Source organism: Levilactobacillus sp. LN180102, from assembly GCF_050106635.1.
In the GTDB taxonomy this organism is placed as follows: domain Bacteria; phylum Bacillota; class Bacilli; order Lactobacillales; family Lactobacillaceae; genus Levilactobacillus; species Levilactobacillus brevis.
Genome location: NZ_JBNIIX010000009.1, coordinates 15,899 through 39,186, shown reverse-complemented (window position 1 = coordinate 39,186; position 23,288 = coordinate 15,899). Strand labels below are relative to the sequence as shown.

At 46.5% G+C, this 23,288-nt stretch carries 20 protein-coding genes; 2 read left to right on the top strand and 18 right to left on the bottom strand.

Features of this window, described 5'->3' with window-relative positions; genetic code table 11:
• Positions 1 to 6 precede the first annotated feature (6 nt).
• The 5 genes from ACP4IT_RS06795 to ACP4IT_RS06775 are packed head-to-tail and all read right to left on the bottom strand — an operon-like array spanning position 7 to position 4,092.
• Entirely contained in the window at positions 7 to 534 is a 528-nt protein-coding gene (locus ACP4IT_RS06795; protein ID WP_011668316.1) for a diol dehydratase small subunit, read from the bottom strand.
• A 12-nt stretch (positions 535 to 546) separates the two neighbouring features.
• Positions 547 to 1,266, bottom strand: a complete 720-nt coding sequence (locus tag ACP4IT_RS06790; RefSeq protein ID WP_011668317.1) for a propanediol/glycerol family dehydratase medium subunit — start codon at positions 1,264 to 1,266, stop codon at positions 547 to 549.
• Between the two features lie 20 nt (positions 1,267 to 1,286).
• A complete protein-coding gene (locus ACP4IT_RS06785) occupies positions 1,287 to 2,963 on the bottom strand; it encodes a propanediol/glycerol family dehydratase large subunit (RefSeq protein ID WP_011668318.1) in 1,677 nt (558 codons plus the stop codon).
• Between the two features lie 14 nt (positions 2,964 to 2,977).
• On the bottom strand, positions 2,978 to 3,793 hold the full coding sequence (gene pduB, locus ACP4IT_RS06780; protein ID WP_015473979.1) for a propanediol utilization microcompartment protein PduB: 816 nt from the start codon (positions 3,791 to 3,793) through the stop codon (positions 2,978 to 2,980).
• A 20-nt stretch (positions 3,794 to 3,813) separates the two neighbouring features.
• Entirely contained in the window at positions 3,814 to 4,092 is a 279-nt protein-coding gene (locus ACP4IT_RS06775) for a BMC domain-containing protein (protein ID WP_011668320.1), read from the bottom strand.
• Positions 4,093 to 4,403: 311 nt separating this feature from the next.
• Between ACP4IT_RS06775 and ACP4IT_RS06770 the strand changes: the two genes are divergently transcribed.
• Positions 4,404 to 5,492 (top strand): helix-turn-helix domain-containing protein, encoded by a 1,089-nt coding sequence (locus tag ACP4IT_RS06770; protein WP_021742732.1) that lies wholly within the window; start codon positions 4,404 to 4,406, stop codon positions 5,490 to 5,492.
• Positions 5,493 to 5,544: 52 nt separating this feature from the next.
• On the opposite strand, the gene ACP4IT_RS06765 is transcribed toward ACP4IT_RS06770, so the two are convergent.
• The 13 genes from ACP4IT_RS06765 to ACP4IT_RS06705 form a co-directional block, all read right to left on the bottom strand.
• Positions 5,545 to 6,252 carry an MIP/aquaporin family protein gene (locus tag ACP4IT_RS06765; RefSeq protein WP_011668322.1) on the bottom strand — a complete coding sequence of 236 codons (708 nt, stop codon included), beginning with the start codon at positions 6,250 to 6,252 and terminating at the stop codon, positions 5,545 to 5,547.
• Between the two features lie 205 nt (positions 6,253 to 6,457).
• A complete protein-coding gene (locus tag ACP4IT_RS06760; RefSeq protein ID WP_024855541.1) occupies positions 6,458 to 6,889 on the bottom strand; it encodes a EutP/PduV family microcompartment system protein in 432 nt (143 codons plus the stop codon).
• A 229-nt stretch (positions 6,890 to 7,118) separates the two neighbouring features.
• The gene (rlmD, locus tag ACP4IT_RS06755; RefSeq protein ID WP_015473983.1) at positions 7,119 to 8,486 is read right to left on the bottom strand and encodes a 23S rRNA (uracil(1939)-C(5))-methyltransferase RlmD; all 1,368 of its coding nucleotides are present in this window, start codon (positions 8,484 to 8,486) and stop codon (positions 7,119 to 7,121) included.
• 71 nt (positions 8,487 to 8,557) lie between these two features.
• Positions 8,558 to 9,577, bottom strand: coding sequence for a diacylglycerol kinase (locus ACP4IT_RS06750; protein WP_011668329.1), 1,020 nt, complete (start codon positions 9,575 to 9,577; stop codon positions 8,558 to 8,560).
• 19 nt (positions 9,578 to 9,596) lie between these two features.
• Complete coding sequence (gatB, locus tag ACP4IT_RS06745) at positions 9,597 to 11,018, bottom strand: Asp-tRNA(Asn)/Glu-tRNA(Gln) amidotransferase subunit GatB (RefSeq protein ID WP_011668330.1); 1,422 nt, start codon at positions 11,016 to 11,018, stop codon at positions 9,597 to 9,599.
• Entirely contained in the window at positions 11,018 to 12,487 is a 1,470-nt protein-coding gene (gene gatA / locus ACP4IT_RS06740; RefSeq protein WP_426855353.1) for an Asp-tRNA(Asn)/Glu-tRNA(Gln) amidotransferase subunit GatA, read from the bottom strand. The genes gatB and gatA overlap by 1 nt, the downstream gene beginning before the upstream one ends.
• Complete coding sequence (gatC, locus tag ACP4IT_RS06735) at positions 12,488 to 12,799, bottom strand: Asp-tRNA(Asn)/Glu-tRNA(Gln) amidotransferase subunit GatC (RefSeq protein WP_011668332.1); 312 nt, start codon at positions 12,797 to 12,799, stop codon at positions 12,488 to 12,490. It abuts the gene before it with no gap.
• 639 nt (positions 12,800 to 13,438) lie between these two features.
• Positions 13,439 to 14,620, bottom strand: coding sequence for a CamS family sex pheromone protein (locus ACP4IT_RS06730; RefSeq protein WP_226769782.1), 1,182 nt, complete (start codon positions 14,618 to 14,620; stop codon positions 13,439 to 13,441).
• The gene (gene ligA / locus ACP4IT_RS06725; protein WP_226769783.1) at positions 14,607 to 16,637 is read right to left on the bottom strand and encodes an NAD-dependent DNA ligase LigA; all 2,031 of its coding nucleotides are present in this window, start codon (positions 16,635 to 16,637) and stop codon (positions 14,607 to 14,609) included. Before ligA ends, ACP4IT_RS06730 begins: the two co-directional genes overlap by 14 nt.
• Positions 16,638 to 16,662: 25 nt before the next feature.
• Positions 16,663 to 18,915, bottom strand: a complete 2,253-nt coding sequence (pcrA, locus tag ACP4IT_RS06720; RefSeq protein WP_011668335.1) for a DNA helicase PcrA — start codon at positions 18,913 to 18,915, stop codon at positions 16,663 to 16,665.
• Positions 18,916 to 19,123: 208 nt separating this feature from the next.
• Positions 19,124 to 20,275 carry an ATP-grasp domain-containing protein gene (locus ACP4IT_RS06715; protein ID WP_015473988.1) on the bottom strand — a complete coding sequence of 384 codons (1,152 nt, stop codon included), beginning with the start codon at positions 20,273 to 20,275 and terminating at the stop codon, positions 19,124 to 19,126.
• A 95-nt stretch (positions 20,276 to 20,370) separates the two neighbouring features.
• Entirely contained in the window at positions 20,371 to 20,946 is a 576-nt protein-coding gene (locus tag ACP4IT_RS06710; RefSeq protein WP_226769784.1) for a xanthine phosphoribosyltransferase, read from the bottom strand.
• Positions 20,947 to 21,032: 86 nt separating this feature from the next.
• Positions 21,033 to 21,941 carry a 1,4-dihydroxy-2-naphthoate polyprenyltransferase gene (locus ACP4IT_RS06705; protein ID WP_011668338.1) on the bottom strand — a complete coding sequence of 303 codons (909 nt, stop codon included), beginning with the start codon at positions 21,939 to 21,941 and terminating at the stop codon, positions 21,033 to 21,035.
• A 108-nt stretch (positions 21,942 to 22,049) separates the two neighbouring features.
• Here ACP4IT_RS06705 and ACP4IT_RS06700 point away from each other — a divergent pair, with 108 nt between their 5' ends.
• Positions 22,050 to 23,027 carry a polyprenyl synthetase family protein gene (locus tag ACP4IT_RS06700; RefSeq protein ID WP_047021090.1) on the top strand — a complete coding sequence of 326 codons (978 nt, stop codon included), beginning with the start codon at positions 22,050 to 22,052 and terminating at the stop codon, positions 23,025 to 23,027.
• Positions 23,028 to 23,288: the final 261 nt, after the last annotated feature.

Below are 23,288 nucleotides of genomic sequence, written 5' to 3'. Positions count from 1 at the left end.
TCCTAACTAGTTATCACCCTTCAGCTTCTTACGGGATTCGTAGTAGTCGGCCGCTTCCGCAAACCATCCGGCGTTCACTGGGGCATGATATTTATCCTTTAACTCGGCTGAAATCGCTAATAATTCCGCTTTAGTAGACCGGTATGGTCGTAAGGCGTTGTACATTTCCAGTAACCGATCATCCGGAATAGAGGTCAATTCTGACGCCCGCTGGAAGTTACGTTGAACCGCATCCCGACCAGCATCGTTGGCCACTTCACCTTGCATCCGTAAGGTATCCGGCGTAATTCGTAAATCATTGGCCTTAATATCATCGTTGAGAACATTATCCAAAGTGATATCGTTCAAAGCTTTCCCAGACGGTGAATGTACGAGCTCTGGGTGCTTAGAGTACAGTGGATAATCTTGTTTCGATAATGCTGCATGCTGCGTCTGCGTCGCCGTTGACGTAGGCGTGGCAGTCGTCTGATCAGCGGCCTCAGTGCCACCAATTTGTTGGACGATTTTTGCTACTAAGTCATCAATTTCACTCATGACCCATTCCTCCTAGTTAAAGTTGACTTCGATTTGTTCAGCGGGTTTCCCCATAACGACCTGCTTCGTTTCCTTGATATGCATCAAGGCAGACAAGGCCTGGTATTGAACCCGAGCCATTTGGTCATTAACCGTTGGAACGGGGCTTGGTGACATTCCTTTAGCGTATTCGGCTGCATTCTTGCCGATAGCCCGGTAGGTATCACCATCCAAGACAGGTGCTTGTGGGAATAATTCCAAGTTGGACAATGGTTCTTGGTCCTTTTGGTGAATGATCGTCGTCCCCTTGGATTGAATGGCAATGGCGATGCCAGAACCTGATAAATGATCCCCTTCGGCACCACAGAAGGAAACGTCAGAAGTCCGGTAGACTTTCACAATTCGGGCCTTCAGTCCTTCTTCTTCAATACCAGCAACCATCTGTCGTAAAATTTCTTTATGACTGATTCCGGTCAAGTTATGGTCCATCACTTCTGCAAAGGCTGGTGCCACAGCAATCACGACTTCATCACGTGAATAGCCGGGCTTGGCAACCCCAACGTGTTTGAACCAGTCAACTGGTTTTTCCGGTTCTGGGCCGTCACCATTAACTGGTGCAGCCGTTGCCGTCGTAGCTGATGACGCTGCTGGTGCATCAGCTTTAAATGAGATTGGCGTGTCCCCCGTTTGGGTTTCCGCAATCACATCACGGATAATATTCCGCAATAAGTTTTCATCAATTTCTTGAGCCACAGTGTTAACCCCCTTTTCGACTAAAGCTGCATGTTTTGTGGATCAATGGCAAACGGTAAGTTCTTGATGCGTTCCCATTCTTCCGTATCTTCTTCCAACCGGTAACCCGTACCAGGACCTTGATAGTCATTGGCATCGTTGACGGCGGAAATGACATGCCACTTGCTGTCGAAAATAGCGGATGTCTGTAAGAAGTCCCCACAAACCTTTTGCTTTTGCAAATCTAAAACGGCTTGGGCAACATCCTTAAATCCGTGGTTGAACAAGGCTTTAACAATATCGACCCCGGTAATGCCGCGATCCATCAGATCTTGGGCGGCCTTCATATCTTCAACCATGTTCCGTTCTGGCATATCCTTAGAGGTGTTGGCGTAAGTTGCCGCTTCCACTTCTTCATCGGTAATCTTAGGCAAACCTAGATCTTCAAAGACACCTTGAAGGGCCCGTGCAGCCTTGTTGCGGGCTTTGATGATTGTTTGTTCATCAACTGGGTGAATCCCACCGTTGATGGCCAAGTCGCGTTCCATAACGTAGTAATCATCGTAGTCCAAGCCATCGGTGTTTGACCCCGCAAACGTGTTGTCATAGTTAGGTGTTGAGGAGTAACCAGAAGAAATGTAATCGGTTCCGGCAATGAATTGGCCTAATAACCGTTCTGTCCGCCGCATATCAGAATGGGAGAACGCTTGGTCATTAGCAGACGCACATTCAAGGTCAAGCATCATGCACAATAGGTTTTCACCCAAGACGGAGCGAATCCCAGAAGGAACAGACCCTGGAATCCCAATACAACTAACCCCACCGTTTTGGAGGCCTTGAACACCGGACGCTTTGGTAATGAAGATACAACGTGATTCGAGGTATAACATGGACTTACCTTCGGTATAACCCATCATAACTTCGGAACCAGAACCAGACGTAAACCGCATCTTCAACCCCCGCGAAGCATAGCAGGAAGCTAAGAAGCCTTTGGACCATGGTGTATCATCACCATCAGTGAAGACCTTATCGGTACCGTAAACAGAAATGGTTTCGGCGTAGCCAGTGAAGCCCCGCATCCCTAAACTCAATTCTTCTGCTTCTTCAACCGAGCATTGGGTGATAACACCAGGACGACCGGTTTGCGCCCCCACCATCAGCGAGATGGCATTCAATGGGGCGTACCGGGCAACGGCCGTCGTGGTTTCTTGTTCCGGGAAACCCCGTAAGGCAGCATCGGCAGCGTCAGCAGCAATTTGAACGGGATTATCCCGAATATTGGTAACGTGACATTGCGTTGCTGGTGTCCGCCGTGGCCGCATTTTTTGCGTTGCCATAATCATTTCGGCAAAGTTCAATTTGCTGATAACTTCTTCAGCTTTGGCCGGCGTCATCGCCGTTGTAATCTCAATGATGTCTTTACGTGGCACATTGGGGTCACAGAGCATATTGGCGATCTTAGTGGAATCCATCGCCATTACTTTCTCAGCATTTTCAAGCTTAATGCCATATTTTGCGATGTAGAGATCAATCAGATCGAAGTCAGCAGCTGGTTTACTATCCATTTCAGTAACCTTGCCGTTTTCAATCTTGATGCTTGGCTTTGGGTCATTAGGCCCCATCATGGCAACGAAGCCTTCTTCAGGCCATTCCTTAACGAAACCGTCTAAATGGATCGGGCGTTTCTCTAATTCTTCAAATCGTTTTTGACGTTTCAATTAAAAATCCCCCTTTAACGAATGTAGGATGGAAAATCATTAACTGGATTTTCACCTAATTGCGCTAACAGTTTCAGACCAACTTCACGACCGGCAATCACGGCTTGACGAACGGCACCGGAATCTCCACTGATGTGGACAATGCCTTCGTTAGAGAAGCTGGTTCCATGACCTGGAGAAGCAAAGGTCAAGACGTTGACGCCGGCTGTCTTAATAGCGGTATCAGCCATCACAACCCCAATTCCTGAAGGTGCCCCACAGATTAAACCGTAAGCTTTACCCTCTGGAGCACCAAAGGCCATGTGGCAAGCACCGGCAGCCCGGGCCGTGAATTGCAGTTCCAAATGCCCGGCGGCGGAATTATACACATCGCCGAAGGTACGACTTAAGTTATCTAGGGCCACTTGAATGGCTGACCGCACATCAGATGGATCATACCCACCAACTAAGATTAAAACGCCGTGACCAGCACCACCTTTAGTATCCCGTGGCATTTCAATATCAATAACCTCGGTATTGGTGGCCTTAACGGCTTCATCCATCGCCATAATTTGAGGACCAGCACCCGTGCGGGAACTAAGAATGCCAATCACTGTAAAGCGTTTTTGCACATGCAAATGATCGAGCAATAAAGCATCAACACTAGGAATACACATACCAATCGTGTCGCCAATTTCACTCGCTCCGACAAATTCTGGAACGGTGCTCGTTGAATTTAAGAAGTTATCCATTATTTTTCCTCCCGATGACTGCGAGGCCGGTTTAACCGTGACCCCGTGACGCAGAAGTTCTTCCATGATTTGATTCATTAACTGCTGATTGGTCATCATTTATTTACACATCTAAGATGCTATTTCTTTTGAGGTAAAATCTTTTCAACATCGGTGTGTGGACGTGGAATAACGTAGCTAGATAGAACTTCACCAATGTTTTCAGCGCCAGCAACACCAGCATCAACAGCGGCCTTCACAGCACCAACGTCACCACGAACCATTGTCGTTACCAAACCATGACCGATCTTTTCTTGTCCCACTAAATCAACGTTAGCGGCCTTGACCATTGCATCGGCGGCTTCAATTGCAGCAACTAAACCCTTTGTTTCGATTAATCCGAGTGCTTCTTGTTCCATGATAAAACCTCCATTTATTGGCTGGGCAACCCACGCTGCCCTTCTTCTAAAACGCTTTCATTATATTTGAATGGTTTAGCACTATTTCAACCGAAATAGCACATTTAATTACAAAATAATCAAAATTACCGAATTCAGCTACTAAAAGCTCAATATTTTACAAGCAGTTAGACAAATTGCGCTTGATATGGTAATCTGTTTAACTTACAATTAATTCGTGATACCGGATTCATTACTATTTTGTCAGTGAATCCCATAAAAAGTCATTTAATTATCTAATTCAAATTCCACTCAATCTGGGGGCTGTTACTATGACCACTTATTCACCAAGTCAAGAAAATTACCGTGAGTTGGCACATCTTTTAGCACGATTTACCAGTCTGACACAGATCAAGACCATCTTTTACGATTTTACGGGAATCCTCTTAAAGGATGACTTTGTTTACATTAATCACTCAGCTATTGAAGATAACCTTGCCCAATTAACTTTCTCGGATTATGCTATTTTTCCGGTTAGTCGCAACATCCAGATGTGGGGCGCCGTTCTTTGCGAAAGCGTGAATGTTTCTAAGAAGCGGCTATTTTTGTCCCGCTCTTATCTAGAGAATTTGATGACGCAAATTTTTGATGAAGATACGTTGGGTAAGGTGAGTGTCTGGGAACCCCTCACCTCTGATCAGGTAGGGCAAATCAATAATCTCCATGCACTTTTCCATCCGACTGGTGATACTGATCCACTACAAGCTGTCTTGGCGCCCAATGCCGTCATTGCTGGTCACACGATTGATAACGATGAGGCGTTCCGCAGTATCTCACTGGCGATTGACTATATCCAAAAGAACATCCAACGACCGATTTCGCTTAACGAAGTGGCTCAGCGCGCTTACTTATCACCGTCTTACCTCAGTCGTTTATTCAAAAAATACCTTCACGTCAACTTCATCGAGTACGTGAATAACCAAAAGATTGCCTTGGCCCAAGAAAAACTATCCTTAACCCTGACCCCCATCAATCAAATCTCGAATCAAATTGGCTTTACACAAACCAGTTACTTCACGAAAATTTTTAAAAAGAAAACGGGGATCACCCCATCCGAATTTCGCCAGCGCAATCATACAATTCAAAAAATCTATACCATTCCACGTGAACTCAATTGGGACACGAATGACTCGGTCATTGATGTCACCAAGAATTACTTCAAGTCTCATCACATTACCTATCACACCGATTCAGAAGAAGGTGCGACGTACGTTAATAGTATCGGCGAATTAAACGATGCTAAGGGAAACCGCGGTTGGATTTACACCGTTGATGGCCAACAGCCAACGCAATCTGCTGATGAAATCGCCACACATGATAAATCAGTCATTCAGTGGGTCTATACCGACTACTCCAATTAAAAAAGAGCGATAGCCAGAATTTATCCGGTTATCGCTCTTTAATTTTGATCAATTATTTCACTAAAACCTGTAAGCCAGCAGCCAAAATGCCACCGACAATCGGGCCACACATTGGCACCCAAGCATAGCTCCATTCACTAGAACCCTTGTGGGGAATTGGCATTAATGAATGCGCCAACCGTGGCCCCCAATCACGGGCTGGATTCAAAGCAAAACCAGTCGTGGTTCCAAGTCCCATCCCAATAATTGCGATTAACATTCCGACAATAAAGGGTTTCAGACCTTGCGTAAAGTCACCTAAGTTCAGCAAAATAAAAATGAATGCCCAGGTTGCAATCACTTCTGATAGGAAGTTGAACAATGGGTTGGCAATTGCTGGTCGTGTGGCAAAGATTCCTACCGTGTTGCCTTCTTCAACGGACGGAGTCGCCTTGAAGTGGGGATAAAATTGAATAATAACTATTACGGCACCCACAAAGGCTCCCAAAAATTGCCCCAATAAGTATGGCACCACACTGGACCATGGGAAGAAACCAAAGACCGCAAACCCAATTGTCACCGCCGGATTCAAATGACCATCAGAACCCAGGGCTCCAGCTACGTAGACTCCCATTGTTACCGCTAATCCCCAGGCAATACTAATAAAGGTCCAATTACTACCGTGACCATAGGTTTTCTTCAAATTAGCACTTGCGCCAGTTCCGGCACCTAGAACAATCAGAATCATCGTACCAAAAAACTCACCGATAAAACCACTCATCGTAAAACACCTGCCCTTATCATATTGATGAAACAATCGTAGTTTAGCATAAACGACCCCCGTATTTTTTTCAGCTAAATGGAAATTTTTGCTTTATTTGTAAGCGGTATCATTATTAATCCATTTTAGCCCCAGTTAGTCAGCTATTTTATGATTATTCTGCCACTGCTTCACCACGACTACAAAATAATCTTAATACCACGGATCAGTCGTCTAAATAAGCTCGTAACTGATCGACATTAGCTCCCGTCAGTCCAGATACCTGAAAAACTTGTGTGGCCCCAGCCTGACGGAGCTGCCGCTGCGCCCATGCAATATCCTTATCGGTGGTCACTAAGTCTAATTTGGTGACCACCCCCACTACCGGGCAACCAAACATCGTCGCAAAAGCTTCTGGAAAAATTAACCGTTGATCTGTTGCACTCTGAATGAGAACCACGACGTTAGCATCCATCGCCGTAGTAGCCAAAAAAGTATACATCTGCCGATGCTCAATGTATTCTCCCGGTGTATCGATAATGTTTTGGAAAAATTCAACCGATTGCGTCTTATCATAAGCAATCGTCTGGTGCTTTAATTGCTGCAACAGCGTGGTCTTCCCACAGCCGATTGCACCGACAAACATGGCCCGTTTCATCAAACCACGCCCCTTTCAATTAGAAACGCTTACATGTTTAATTCTAAGTCAAAATAAATTAAAAGAAAGGCTGGTTAATCTGGTACGTTTGTGGTATTAGAAACCGACTATTATTAAAAAAGTAATGTCCATTTCTCCACAACGGCTATTAGCCATGTCCGACCACAGTAAAAAAGCACCAACCATTTTTTCAAGAAAATGGTTGGTGCTAAGCATCTTAGACGTGTATTTAGTCTTTCACTAATACCGTGACACTTTCCACATGTGGCGTTTGAGGGAACTGATCGACTGGTTGCACGGGACCATCAACGTGGTAGCCCAACTCAGTAAACCGGGCCACATCACGAACCAACGTAGCCGGGTTACAGCTCACGTAAACAATCTTCTTAGGCGCCATCTTAGCGGCACTGTCAATCAAGCTTTCAGCCAAGCCTTTACGCGGTGGATCTACCACAATGACATCGGGCTTAATACCGGCTGCTTGCCACTCAGCCATCTGGTCTTCGGCTTTATTCACAGCAAAAGTCACGTTACTCAAATGATTCTTTTGCGCATTCACCTTGGCATCTTCAATGGCTTCTGGGACAATTTCGACTCCATACACTTGCTTAGCGTGCTTAGCTAGCGCCAAAGAAATCGTACCAATCCCACAGTAAGCATCAATCACGGTTTCTGCACCAGTCAGTCCAGCCTTATCAATCGCCATCTGGTAAAGCTTTTCCGTCTGTTGGGGATTAACCTGATAGAAGGACCGTGCTGAAATAGCAAAGGTCAAGCCCATCAACGTATCCTCGATAGTTGGCTTACCGTAAAGCACCCGCGTCACATTACCCATAATCACATTAGTTTTCTTGGCATTGACGTTTAACACAATGCTCGTCACTTCTGGCAAAGCCTGATGAATTTGATCGACTAATTGCGCCTGACTAGGAATTTTTTGGGTTCGGCTAATCAAAACAATCATCATTTCGTGACTGTAGTAGCCCCGACGTACCATGATGTTTCGAATGACTCCCTTATCACTCACCTCATTATAGGCTGGAATCTCAAACTGACGCAGTAAATCCCGGACCTTGATGATGGCTGCATCAATCGCTGGGTCTTGGATATAGAAATCCGTCAGTGGGATCAGTTCATGACTGTGTTGTCGGTAAAAGCCGGTCTCCAATTGTCCCTTAATCATCCGTACCGGGACTTGAGCCTTATTTCGGTATTGGGTAGGATTGTCCATCCCCATCGTTGGTGCAACCTCAACGTCTTGATGGGACTTACTGAAAAGTTCCGCAATCTGGTGTTGCTTGAACTTTAATTGAGCGGGATAAGCCAAGTGTTGAAGTGGCGCAATCCCCGTTTGCCGGTAAGTCTTATCCACATCCTTCACCCGATCAGGTGATTCCTGCGTCCAAGCAACCGCCCGGGCAAAGCCATAATGGCTCTGTACTTTGGTTACTTGAATCGTTACTTCTTCACCTGGTAAGGTGTTTTCAATAAACAAAGGAAAATCTTCAACCTTAGCCACGCCTAACCCTTGATAAGTTAGGTCGGTAATAGTTACATCAAGCCGTTCATTTTTACTAACTGGTGCTTTACTTTTCATAATTACCTCAATTTCTTAGATGAGAAGAGGGATTTTGCTACTGTCGTGTCGTGCAAAATCCCTCATCAGTTTCATTTATCTTTCGTAGTCGCGTCCGCTGTTGCCGGCAACTCTTCCACCTGCTTAACGAACTTCTCTTCAGCTTCTAACAGCTCTGCCGACTCACTTGTTACCGCCGAATCCGGAATAGCATCCAAATTAGCATACATTTCAATGTGTTGCCGTAGATTATGGAATTTCATCGGGGCATCGCCACCATATTCACCGTCCAGATTAATCATCATCCGGTCCTTAACTGGCCGCGCGATCACCTTACTGGTTTTCTCGTAAATAATGTGGGGGTCATTGATATGTTTGCCACCGTTGAGCACTAACCCCATCAACCGCAAAATTTCCGGCATGCTGGCCGTTTTGACAATAATCATGGTAAATTTACCATCATCTAGAGCCGCATCCGGTACAATTTGTTCAAATCCACCAATTGAATTCGTCAGTGCCAGTAAAAACATGGACGCTTGACCACGGAAATGCCCACCATCGTAGGTTAAGTCCATTTCAATCGGTTTGATTCGGGGCAACAGTTCGGCCCCTTTTACCAAGTACGCTAGATAGCCAAAGATCGACTTCAAATTCGATGGAACATCATAGGTTAATTCTGTTAGTAACCCACCACCGGCAATATTAATGAAATAACTATCACCAGCCTGACCAATGTCCATCTTAATCATTTGGTTCTTTAAAACCACTTTAGCGGCTGCCAGCGGATCTTCCCGTGGAATGTGCAGTGCCCGGGCATAATCGTTCGTGGTCCCAGCTGGAATAATGGCCATCTTTGGTCGATGTGCCAAGCCAGCTAGTCCGTTCACAACTTGATTGATGGTCCCGTCACCACCCGCTGCAACAATGAGTTCAAACCCGGCCTTAGCGGCGCGAGTTGCTTCGTCGCGTGCCGAATTAGGGGCTGGCGTTGTGGCATAGGCACTTGTTTCGTACCCGGCCTGTTCAAACACCGCTAAAATATCGATCAAGTCTTTCTTCAACGCCTCGCGCCCTGAAGTCGGGTTGTAAATCACCCGTGCCCGTTTACGCATGCTGCGCCTCCATTTGTTCTTATTGCTGTAATGCTGCCATCAACAGCTTGTTGACGACTTGTGGGTTGGCCTGTCCGTGAGTCTGCTTCATAATCTGACCCACTAGGAAACCGACCGCCCGTTTTTTCCCGTTATTGAAGTCTTCAATCGACTGCGGGTTAGCACTCAAGACGTCATCGATAATCGGTTGTAATTTAGCTGGATCGGATAGTTGAACCAGCCCATTGGCCTCAACAAAGGCCTTGGGATCTTCACCCTCGGTAATCGCCTTGAAGACCTTCTTGGCCATCTTGCTAGAGATGGTCCCGTCAGTAATCAAATTGATCATACCAGCCAAATGTTCTGGTGTTAGCTTGGTTGCCTGCAGGTCGACTTGCTTATCATTCAGGTAGGCATTAACGTCCCCTTGCAAGTAATTGGCTGCCATCTTCGGATCAGCTTTCAACGCAACTGTTGCGTTAAAGAAGTCAGACATTTCCTTAGTTTGGGTAATGACCATAGCGTCATAATCCGTCAAACCTAACTCGTTAACGTATCGTTCGCGCCGCTTCCCTGGCATTTCTGGCATGGCGGCATCTAGTTCCTTGATCCAGTCATCACTGATGTTCAGTGCTGGCAGGTCAGGTTCTGGGAAGTACCGGTAATCATCGGCACCAGCCTTCACCCGCATCAGAATCGTTTCACCGGTCTTTTCGTCAAACCGACGCGTCTCTTGTTGAACCGCGCCACCTGACATTAAGACTTGTTGCTGCCGTTTTTCTTCGTATTCCAACCCGCGTTGGACGTAATTGAAGGAGTTCAGGTTCTTTAACTCGGTCTTAGTCCCAAATTTCTGTTGACCAACTGGCCGAACAGAAATGTTGACATCAACCCGCATAGACCCTTCTTCCATCTTCACATCAGAAATCCCGGTAAATTGAATCCGTTGCCGCAATGCTTCCAAATAAGCGTAGGCTTCAGCCGGTGACGCAATATCTGGCTTCGACACAATTTCAATCAACGGTGTGCCTTGTCGGTTCAAATCGACATAAGAGTAATCCCGTTCATGGGTGTTCTTACCGGCATCTTCTTCGATATGCATTTCAGCAATCCCGATTTTTTTCTTAACGCCATCGACGTCAATTTCAACCCAACCATCGTGACCAATGGGCTTGTCAGATTGCGTAATCTGGTAAGCCTTCGGGTTATCGGGATAAAAGTAGTTCTTTCGGTCAAAATGGGTGTGTTGTTCAACCGTCGCATGCAACGCTAAGGCTGCAATGATCCCGTCGGCAACGACCCCTTTGTTGGTAGTTGGCAATACCCCTGGGTACCCCCAGTCAATCACGTTCGTATTGGCGTTAGGGTCAGCCCCGTAGGCAACTGGTGATGGGCTAAAGATCTTTGAATGGGTCTTCAACTCAATGTGGACTTCCAGCCCAATCGTGGTTTCAAAGTTCATTAGTGTTGACCTCCTAACGTGGGAACTTGTAAATGAAAGTCCGTATTTTGCTCAAAGGCGTAACCCGCCTTATACAACGTGCTTTCATCAAATGGCCGGCCGATAAGTTGCATACCAACCGGTAAGCCTTGACTGAAGCCAGCTGGCAAGGACAAGCCTGGTAGCCCAGCTAAGTTAACTGGAATCGTCAAGACATCATTCATATACATCGTAATTGGGTCTTTGATTTCGTCGCCAATGCCAAAGGCTGGTGTTGGCGCAACGGGGCCCATGATAAAGTCATGATCCTTCAAGACAGCCTTGAAATCATTCATGATAACCGTCCGCACCTTGGCTGCTTTCAAGAAGTAAGCATCATAAAAACCAGCTGATAAGGAGAATGTCCCTAACATAATCCGGCGCTTAACTTCGTCACCAAAACCTTCAGAACGTGACTTCACGTAAACATCTTCCAAATTCTTCACATCGTCGGCCCGGTGACCATACCGAATCCCGTCAAACCGTTGCAAGTTAGATGATGCTTCAGACGAGCCAATAATGTAGTAAGCTGCGACACCATACTTGTTATGTGGTAAGGAAACTTCATCCACCGTAGCACCCAATTGCCGGTACGTATCAGCACCAGCTAAGATCGCCTGTTTAACATCATCAGCGACACCATCTGCCAAAAACTCCTTGGGTAAGCCAATGCGCATCCCCTTGACACTCGTTGCGTCGGTTAAGTCTGCCGCAAAGTCAGGGACTGGTTGTGTCGAACTCGTCAAATCATGCTCATCATGCCCAGCAATGGCGCTTAGCATAGTGGCATTATCCTTCACGCTGCGCGTCATTGGGCCAATTTGGTCCAGACTAGAACCAAAGGCAATTAAGCCCCACCGAGAAACGCGGCCATAGGTTGGCTTTAGGCCAACAATGCCGTTAAATGCGGCTGGTTGTCGGATAGAACCACCGGTATCTGAGCCCAAAGCAGCCAAAACTTGACCGGAAGCAACGGCCGCCGCCGAACCACCTGAGGACCCACCAGGAACCTTGGTGTAATCCCAAGCATTCTTGGTTGTCTTAAAAGCAGAGTTTTCGGTTGAACCACCCATGGCAAATTCATCCAAGTTCGTTTTCCCAACCGTAATCATCTGAGCCTGGGCTAATTTTTCAGTAACCGTGGCATCATAGACGGGGTTGAAGTTCGCTAGCATTTTAGAAGCAGCGGTCGTCTTTAGGCCCTTCGTCACAATGTTATCTTTTAATGCCACTGGAATTCCTGCCAGTGGTTGATCGGTTGCCACACCTTGTTCGTCAATCTTAGTGGCTTGTTTTAAAGCGGCATCTTCGTTCAGCGTTAAAAACGCATCGACCTGAGCATCGGTCGTCTTGATATTGTCAAAAGTTGCTTGCGTCAATTCTCGGGCGCTGATCTTTTTAGCAACCAAATCAGCGTGGAGACTAGCGAGATCTGTTTTAAAGTAATCCATTTAGTCGTTATCCTCGCTTTCGTCAATGATGGCCGGCACTTTAATAAAGCCCCGGGCAGCTTCTGGCGCGTTTTTCAGTAATGACTGGCTTTGACCCCAGTTATCGGCAACGTCTTCGCGCATCACATTGAGTTGGTCCGTGACACTGCTCGTGGCTTCAACGCCGTCAGTATCGACTTCACTCAGCGTTTCAAACAGACCGATAATGTCGTCAAGTTGGGGTGTAAAAGCATCCAACTGGGCATCCGTAAATTCAAGTTTTGCCAAACTGGCAACGTGTTGAACTTGTTCTCGATTGATTCGATTAGCCATCAATTATCCCTCTTTCTGATTTATCCACAATTCAGCGTTTACCCGCAGTTTCTGAGAATAAACATACACTGCCATTCTACCATATATCCGCTGTACGCCAAAGATTATGACAAAAAGAATCTTGTCTCACGGTAAAATGGCTACTTATTGGTGATAACACTGGGTTAAGCGGCCATTAACACGGAGATATAGACAGCACCTTATTGGGATAAGTACAACCATGAGTAGTAGCAGGCAACGCCAATACTAACGTTCATCAATAATTAGATTACTATTTCTAGCAAGTCAGAATTGTTCTAGCTGAACTTGGCACTTAACCAGATTACCCTGTCACACCACGGTAGCTCGGCGGGAAGCGGCAAATGGGCCCAGTACCGTCGTTATCCTTAGCGCGTGTTTTTAGCGTGCTTAGGATAAGACCGACCTTTAAGACAAGTGCCCTGCTTGGCTTAAAGTCGTGTCCGGTACGTTCCAGCCCATTTGTCGCGACCAGGGGGCGGACAATCACCACCCAGTTTAAAACACAGGAATTTTCTACCGTCATTATCTTTTTGCGCGTGTTTTTTTGCATATTTAGGATAACAATCTATAAACCAAAAAGGCGTGCACGCCGTAGCCCACACACCTTCGAAATTAGATTTAATAACTGTTAAAGACGTGACTCGTGAATTTCTTTGCCCCACTAGAACGGGAAAGGAAACTTTGCACACTATCCGTCGATGAGACGGTAATGTCAATGGGCACACTTGATGGTAAGTACTTCTGTGCCGCCGTTTGCAGATATTGCGTGAAGCTAATGATTTCTGTTTGGCTGTAGAATTGGGTCGTAATATTGACGTGCATCCCAGTCAATGTATTTCCACTGTAATGGGCTTGCGCCGTCACACCACTCAAGTTCGGGAAGAAGTTTTCCACTTGCGACTTGAAGTTAGTAAAGGAGGTTTCATCGTTACTGTTCGGGCTACTAGACCCACTTTCAATTGGGAACACGTAGTTCTTTTCACTCAAAGCGTTCCACTTAGAAACGGTCGTTGCACTTCCCTTATTCTCAGAATAAGCGATGAAGTTACCACCGACCAGACTATCATTGGAGGCCTGCCGATAGATTGCAATCACGATTGGCACGTTCTTTAACGCCGACTTCTTACGGAGCCGTTTTAAGACCGTATTAGCCGCCTTCTTCGCGTAAGCTTCACCCTCAGCTTTGGTAATCTTGGTCTCATAAGTGGCACCGTACTGGGTCTTCTTATAATAATCCACCGAATTGACGGCAATCCCAATCGTTACACCACCTAAAGAAAGCTTATTATTCTTTTGGGTCATATAGTCTTGTTCTTCCAACGCTTGAATGTAAACTGGATTTCGCTTCGTTGGTGATGTTGAGCCGTTACTCTTCGGATTCAATCCAGTTGGATTTGATTTGGTCTTTCGATCCAACCAATTTTGAACAGTTGATGAGCTTAAATACTGGCCTTCTTGGAAAACGTAGCTCTTCGTAGAGAAGACTTTCTTAGAAACGTCTAACATACCATTTTCAAAACTCTTCACGTTGTAGGTATTGCCAGAATCCTGACTATTGGTTACCCCACGCGACTTGCTCGTCTGGTAATGACCACTCTTAATAACCCCTTCATAGTCACCATCCGAGCTTTGCCCCGTCAATTGGGTCTTACTTGATTTGCTGGTCCCAGACGTTCCAGAAATGCTGGAACTGCTTAAATTGCCACACGCGGCCAAAAATAATGGCACCGCGGCTAACGCAATAAAGGTTCGTAACCGTTTCACGACTTGTTTCCTCCTAAAGTCATCATTTCGTTTCATCCATGGCTGCTTGCAATTGCGCTTCATTCCACACGGGAACGTCGAGTGACTGAGCTTTGGCTAGCTTACTACCGGCCGCTTCACCAGCAATCAGCAGATCAGTCTTCTTAGACACACTGCCGGTCACTGTCGCACCGTGTTGTTCTAACCATTCAGTTGCTTGTGGACGCGTCAACTCTTGTAACTTTCCCGTTAGAACCACCCGCTTACCCGTAAATTCACTCGTCGAATTGGTGGCGGGTGTCCCACTGGTATAAGTCATATTGACCCCAACGGCTTGTAGTTTAGCAACCAGTTCATGGACCTGCGTATTAGCAAAGTAGGTGACCACACTATCAGCAATGATGCCCCCCACTGTATCAATCGCGGAGATCTGCTCACTGTCAGCGGCCATTAAACTCGCCATATCACCAAACGCTGCTGCCAATGATCGGGCAGCTTTAGCTCCCACATGGCGAATGCCCAAACCAAATAGCAAACGTTCTAATGAATTATTGCGACTATTATCAATGGCTGTCAAGAGGTTTTGGGCCGACTTCTCCCCAAATTTATCTAAAGTTAATAATTGATCGGTCGTTAGCCGATACAAATCAGCCACATCCTGAACCAAATTTCGATCGAAGAGCTGGGCCACAATTTGTGGACCCAGTCCCGCAATGTTCATCGCATTTCGGGAAGCAAAGTGGTTCATCCCTTCGGCCAACTGGGCTGGACAGCGGGGATTAATACAGCGTAAGGCCACTTCGTCATCTAAATGAACCAATTCAGCTCCACAGGATGGGCAAGTCGTCGGAATAACATAGGCTTTCGCTTCAGCCGGACGCTTTGCCGCCACATATTGCGAAATTTCCGGGATAATGTCGCCTGCTTTATGCAACAACACCGTATCCCCGATGCGAATATCCTTAGCAATCAAATAATCTGGATTATGCAACGATGCGCGAGCCACCGTACTCCCAGCTAATGCCACGGGTTCCATAATGGCCGTGGGCGTAACCACACCCGTTCGGCCAATGGTCCATTCAATGTCTAACACCCGGGTCTGCACTTCTTCCGGCGGAAATTTATACGCAATTGCCCACCGCGGAACTTTCACGGTCGCTCCCAGGGAACGCTGTAAGGGCAAATCATTTGCCTTAATCACAATACCATCAATTCCGTAGGCCAATTCCGTTCGCTGTGCTTGATACGTTTCGATATAAGCAGCCACGTCCGCCATATCATGGGCTACTCGATAAGTGGCATTAGTCGTAAACCCGAGTTCGGCCAATTCATCCAACAAACCACTTTGCGTCCGCGTGGTCAGTGGCTCATAGTCGGCCACGTTATACATAAACGTGGCTAATTGCCGATCAGCTGTCACACGCGTATCGAGTTGGCGTAGGCTCCCGGCCGCCGCATTTCGCGGATTAGCAAATGGGGCCTGCCCCGCTGCCTCTCGTCGCTCATTTAACGCCAGAAAGGCGGCCTTAGGCATATAACATTCACCGCGCACTTCGATTGTCAGTGGCCGACTAAGCGTTTGGGGAATAGACTTAATCGTCTTCAGATTAGCCGTAATATCTTCTCCAATTTGCCCGTTGCCTCGGGTTGAGCCTTGGACAAACTTACCATTCTCATACCTCAACGAAATCGCTAAGCCATCGATTTTTAATTCACAATTATAATCAAATGGTGTATCCACGTTGCCTCGTAGTCGTTCATCAAATTCTGTTAGTTCATCGAGTGAGAAAACATCGCCTAATGACAGCATTGGAATATCGTGAGTGACCTTAGGCAAATCACTTCGCGAACTACCGCCAACTCGCTGCGTTGGTGAGTCTGGCGTAACAATTTCTGGAAAGGCCGTTTCTAAGGCCACCAATCGAGCATACACGCGATCATACACGTCGTCTTCGACAGATGGGGCATCCGCTTCGTAGTACTGCTTCCCCCACTCTAACAATTGTGGGCGTAAGTCAGCGGCCTCCTCGGCAGCCTGCTCCGCGGTTAGCGTCTTAATGGGCTTATCAGTCATCTAATTCCTCCCAAACTTTAAATGCTTAGTCTACGCGTTTGATTGGGGCAAAGGCCGCCAATAAACGCTTAATCCCTTGTTCTGGGAATGCAATATCGAGTTCGGCATCTTCGCCAGTACCATTAACTTTGACCACGGTACCCACGCCCCACTTTTTATGACTGGCTTTATCACCAATCGTCCAGCTAACCTTACCAGCACCCGTTCCGGTTGGTTCACTCACCCGCCCAGTCTTACCAGCGTATGGCTTCGCAACCGCACTGGCCGTTCGCCGAGCAAATGGCACATCCCGGCGGCTCGGTGTCAAACCGGATTTAGTTTCACTGTAGTCCAAGTGCAGCAATTCCGGTGCAATTTCTGTCACAAATCGGGATTGGGGATTCGTTTGCCGCCGACCATACAACATCCGCGAATAAGCGTTGGTCAAGTAGAGCTTTTCTTGCGCCCGCGTAATCCCGACATAGGCTAACCGCCGTTCTTCTTCCAATTCATCATCTTCAAGCATTGCCCGTGACAGAGGGAAGATACCTTCTTCCAGCCCCATTAAGAAGATCACCGGAAATTCAAGGCCTTTCGCCGCATGCAAGGTCATTAAGGTCACCTCGGCGGGTTCTTCTTCAACGTCATCTTGGGCTGAAACTAACGCCAAATCTGCTAAGAACTCAACCAACCGGTCTTCCGTTTCATCATGATCGGCGTTGTCCCAGTCATCATCGAACTTTTGCGTGACTGATAGAAATTCCTCAATGTTTTCGATTCGCGTTTCGGCCTCTAGATTCTTTGAGGCCTTCAACGATGCCATGTACCCCGTTTGATCCAATAACTCACTCGTCATATCGGAAACACTCATGGTTGCCGCGCGGTCTTGAACATGTTTGAGGGTTAGCCCAAACTTCTCCATCGCCGTGCGCACACGAGCACTCAGCGTCGTGGCTAGTGAAATGTTTTGAGTGGCTTCCAGTTCCGTCCAATCGTTCATTTCAGCAAAGTCCCGCAACTTTTCAACACTCGTGGCCCCAATACCTCGTTTGGGCTCATTAATAATCCGTTCCAAACTCATTGAGTCAGCCGGATTGGCCACCAGAGTCAAGTAAGCTAAAACATCCCGAATTTCCTTTCGGTCATAAAACTTATGCCCACCAACCATGGTGTAGGGAATGTTGGCCTTAACTAGTGTTTCTTCAATCACCCGAGACTGGGCATTTGTTCGATAAAGAATGGCAAAATCACCATAATCATGGTGATTTTGTTCCCGTTCTTCTTGAATCTTGGCCACCACATAATGGGCCTCATCATTTTCGTTTTGCCCCCGGTAATAGGAGATGGGTTCACCTTCGGCATTATCAGTCCACAAATCTTTTTTCTTACGATTAACGTTTCGCTGGATCACATCGTTAGCGGCTCGTAAAATCGTCTTCGTTGAGCGATAGTTCTGCTCCAATAAGGTGACGTGCGCATCCGGATAGTCGTGCTCAAAGTTCAAAATATTTTCCATGTTCGCGCCACGCCAACCATAAATACTCTGGTCACCATCACCAACCACACATAGATTGCCATGCTTTTTCGCTAGTAAGTTCACCAAGGTGTATTGCGCATCATTGGTATCTTGATACTCGTCCACGTGAATATATTGGAATTTATCTTGATAGTACCCCAGCACATCGGCATCCTGATTGAATAGCTTAATGGTCAGCATAATCAAATCATCAAAATCCATAGCCTGGTTCGCCTGTAATTCTCGTTGATAACTTTCATACACCGTCGCAACCGTCGTTTCAAATGGATTACCGGCTGCCTCGCGCATCATGGCTGGCGTCTGCAGGGCGTTCTTGGCATTAGAAATTGCTCCCAATACTGAGCGGGGATCAAACTTCTTGATATCTAAATTTTGTTGCTGTAAAACACGTTTAATTAAGGTGCGTTGTTCCCCGGGGTCGGCAATAGTAAACGCCCGGTTATACCCTAATTTATCTGCATCCCGGCGCAAGATTCGAACACACAGGGCATGGAATGTTGAAACCCAGACATCATTACCATCTGGTCCTAGTAACTTAATCACCCGTTCGCGCATTTCCTTGGCCGCCTTATTGGTAAAGGTAATGGCTAAAATCCGCCACGGCATCACGTTGTTATGTTCAATTAGGTAGGCGACCCGGTGCGTTAACACCCGGGTCTTCCCACTACCGGCACCTGCCAATACTAATAATGGCCCCTCCGTTTGGAGTACGGCCTCCGTTTGCTTATCGTTCATGCCAGTTAATAATTCTTCTCCTGCCACCCTGAACACAGTCCTCTCTGTCGATTAGTCTTGAATAGTATACCAAAAAAACGTATGTTCTGCTGGAAGTCTTGCGGTTATTTTGATTAAATCCTGATTAAACTTGCTCGCTTAATCGGCGGAGTACGTCACCTGTCAACAGCCCGCGTCACATCGCTTGGCTGTAAAAGAAAAAGAAGTTTAGGCTGGTCCCTAAACTTCTTAATGGTTACTGATTGTCGGTCGTTTGATTGGTCCAAATCGCCGTATCGTCTAACTGATCCAAGATTGGCTTGATGGCACTACCCTGAACTGAAATGTGCCCCATGACTTCATCATCGGCTTGTTGCCGCAAGTGATAGAAAGTAAAGTGCCAATTATCCTTAATTTGCCACTGCGTCCGCATCGCATCCAATTGATTGGCGGTGAATGACGCCGTAACAGCTGGCGTTAATAATTGAGGTTCAGCTAGTGGCATGCCCGCAATCGCGCGGAAATGCTCCGCAAATTCATCTACCGTAGCAGCGACATCAAAGACATACCCCGCTTCACTAGGCGCTGGCACAATCTTCTTCACATAAATGGCGCCACTACTCGTCAAGTAAAAGGCCACTTCAAAGACCCCAACGTAATCCACGTGTTTGGCCACTTCGCCGGCAATTCGGTGAATTTCACCGGCAACGGCATCATCTAACTGGGCTGGCACCCAAGTCCGTTGTACCTGATCACCGTCAGCCTGAACTTCCGTGATTGGAAAGACTTGTTGATTTCCTTCTTGGTCACGAGCCACTAGAATCGAGTATTCCCGATCATAAGCAATCTGGGATTCTAAAATGTAAGTTCCCCAATCTAGCAAACCAGCTGCTTTGGCAATATCGGTTTGTGTCTTAATCACCAGTTCACGGCCGCTGGACCATTCTTTTTGGATTGGCTTCAGTACGCACGGATACCCGATAGAGTTCACTGATTGATAAACATCATCCAAATTGATGATCGTCGCATAGGGGGCAATATTGACATTTAGTTGTTCAAAGAAAGCACGCTCTAGCAACCGGTCTTGCATCATTTCTAGCATGTCGGTTCCTTGAGGAATTTGCGTATACTGCGCTAAAAATTTCACCGTGCTCGTGTTAACTTGTTCGGAATCATAGACGATCGCCGCACAGCTTTCCGCAAAGTGCTGCAGCTTGTCGCGGTCCTTATTTGACCCAACCGCTTTAAAATCTGCCAACTGTAACGCTTCACTCGTCTCATCGGCACCGTAAGCACCAACACGTAAGCCCATTTTTCGCGCCGTCGTCACCAACATCGCTGCGTTAGCACTATTGCCAATGACGCCAATTGTGTCGCCTGGATATAAGACCGTGTTCGCCAAATTCATTCCCTACTTTCTCACATAAATTTTTCTTAGGTTAAATGATATTATTCTACTAACTATTTTAAAGTTTCATCAGTCGTTAAACAAGTTAGAATCGCCTAATCTTGAGCAAAAATTACCTGACCAGCTTCAAACGATGCGATGCTAGCCAGCGCTTCGAGTTGAACCCCGGCGTCGGTCACCATCTGATGACCCTTTTGGAACCGCTTCTCAATCACGACACCAACGCCGGCAACCGTAATTTGGGCCGTCTTGGCAATGTCGAGTAACCCTTGCACGGCTTGTCCATTCGCTAAGAAGTCATCGATAATTAACACACGGTCGTCAGCCGCTAAAAAGCGACGATCAATCGAAATCTCATTGGTGACCTGCTTCGTGTAGGAATAAACCTTAGCGGTGTACAAATTATCCGTTAAGGTCAGGCTCTTATGCTTGCGAGCAAAGATAACCGGCACATTCAAGTGCAAGCCAGCCATAACTGCTGGTGCAATCCCAGAAGATTCCACCGTCAGGATCTTCGTAATATGGGCATCTTGGAATCGCCGCGCAAACTCCTGACCAAGCTCATTCATCAATTGGGGATCAACCTGGTGGTTCAAAAAGTTATCAACCTTTAAGACGTTGCCCGTCAGAACCGTCCCGTCTTGGCGAATGCGATCTTCTAAAATTTTCATCGTGTGTGCCCTCCAAAAAGTATTTTCTCTATTCTACCCGATTGAACCTTAAAAAAACAACGCGTCTGGCCGACATTTATGAATGTTTAACCTAACCAAAGCCCCAACAACTCTGCTAAAACGGTCGTTAGCGCTAAAATACCAAGACTACGAACAGCTAAAATAAAGGTTTCCTTTTTGACTTGTTTTTGGAATAAGCCACGCACATTACGGTAAACGAGGGGCACACTGATTAACGCTAGTAAAGACCAGTGTGGTAAATCGCCTAACCATACACTGGCAATAAGTGAGCCGTAGCCAATGACATAGAAGCTAGCAAACAACCACAACGCCCCGTTAACGCCCAAATAATAGACAATGGTGGTGCGATTCAAATCGAGATCTTCTTGGGCATCACAGATGTTATTGGCTAATAACAACGCCGCAATGGCCATGACGGCAATTCCTGAGGCTAACAACACGCGCAACATCAAACTGCCAGTAAAGTTTCCCGTTTGATACAAGTTTAGATACACTGTGATCAGCATAATCATATAACCCATGGTGAACCCGGCAAAAAATTCACCCGTCGGTGTTCCCGATAAGGGGCGTGGCCCCCCCGCGTACAAGTAACCCACTAAAAAACAGAAAATACCCATGACTAACAATGGCCATCCCGTCTGCCAAACAAGATACAAGCCAATTACCCCTGCTACGCCAGCCATCGTTGCCATCAGGGTAAAGATTCCTTTAACCGACAACCCGTTCACACCAATAACGTTGGTATTTTTCTTCCATTCCGCCGCTTGGCTACCAGCTTTGGTATAATCTTGGTAGTTATCATTAATGTCCACAGCCATATTAAATAACAACATCGCAATAAAGAATAGCCCCGTAAGTCCCCAGTTAAGTTGACCATAGTTGGCCTGAACGAAAATAACCCCTAATAGAAACGGCCAGACCGAGGCAATTTTGGCTTTAATTTCAACAAGTTCCAGAAAAATTGGTAACGTCATGGTAATCCCCCTAAAATTATGAATTCTGATTTGATGATAACCTTTATTTGACAACGTTTCCACTTGTCGGTAAGATAAATTTTAATGTAACCATTAGTGAGGTGCAAAATGGATCGACAACTTTGGCGGCAATTTCCTCAAGTGGAGCCGCAACTAACCGCATTGCAAGATTATTTATTGCGTACGGTTCAGCTGGATAACCAACCTATTCATCATAAAATATTAGCGCTATTAAAATCCGGCGGCAAGTTGTTGCGTCCCGGTTATTTTTACTTATTCTCAACGTTTGGTAACGCGGCAACTCCAGCCCAACTCCAAGCGGGGGCGGCCGCCATTGAGATTCTCCACGTTGGCACGTTGATTCATGACGACGTGATTGATGATTCACCGACTAGACGTGGCGTCCGAACGATTCAGATGACATATGGACAACGCAATGCCATCTACGCTGGGGACTTTATGTTTACGGTCTACTTTGACCAAGTGTTGCAGTCAACGACGGATCGGTCACTGATTCAAAACCACATCGATGCTATGCGCCGTATTTTACAAGGTGAATTGCATCAAATGGACTTGAACTATCGCGAAGACATCACCCTAGACGCCTATCTCAACGAAATTGCGGGTAAAACGGCGGAATTATTTGCCTTGAGCTGCTATCAAGGCGCCCAATTGGCCGGTGCGCCGCAAAGCGTTATCGACCACACCCGTGAGATTGGCATCGCGATTGGGTGTGCTTATCAAATGCTCGACGATATTTTAGATTACGCCGGTGATCCTAAAAAAACCCAGAAGCCCGTTCTAGAAGACTTACGCTCTGGCGTCTACTCCCTGCCCCTGCTATTGAGCTTATCGCACGCACCACGTGACTTTCATAAGTTGTTAAAGAAAAAACAAGCGATGACTTTAGAGGACATCAAGCACGTCCAAGCATTAGTGGCACAATATGACGGGGTCGGTGCGGCTAAACAATTGGCTCGTGACTATACTGACCGAGCCTTGACTTTAATTCAGCAGTTACCAGCTGGTTCAGCACAACAGTCATTAGAACAACTGACCCGCCTGTTGTTACGCCGCGATCATTAATTGACCTTTGAGATAACAACGTGCGATTACTAAATTGAATTATAAGACGTCATCAATCTTCTTGGACCTCGAAGTAATTAGACATGTGGTTGGCTTTCACCATGGTTAAAAGATATTTAGCGGTCTTGTTCACGCAAGCGACCACTGTGACCTTATCCTTTTGGGGATGAGGTCTTTTTTTGCGTTTCCGAATATCTGGTGTCGAAATGTGCGCTAAAAAGCAGCTAATCGCTTTTGGACACACTCTTTTCTATAAAAAAA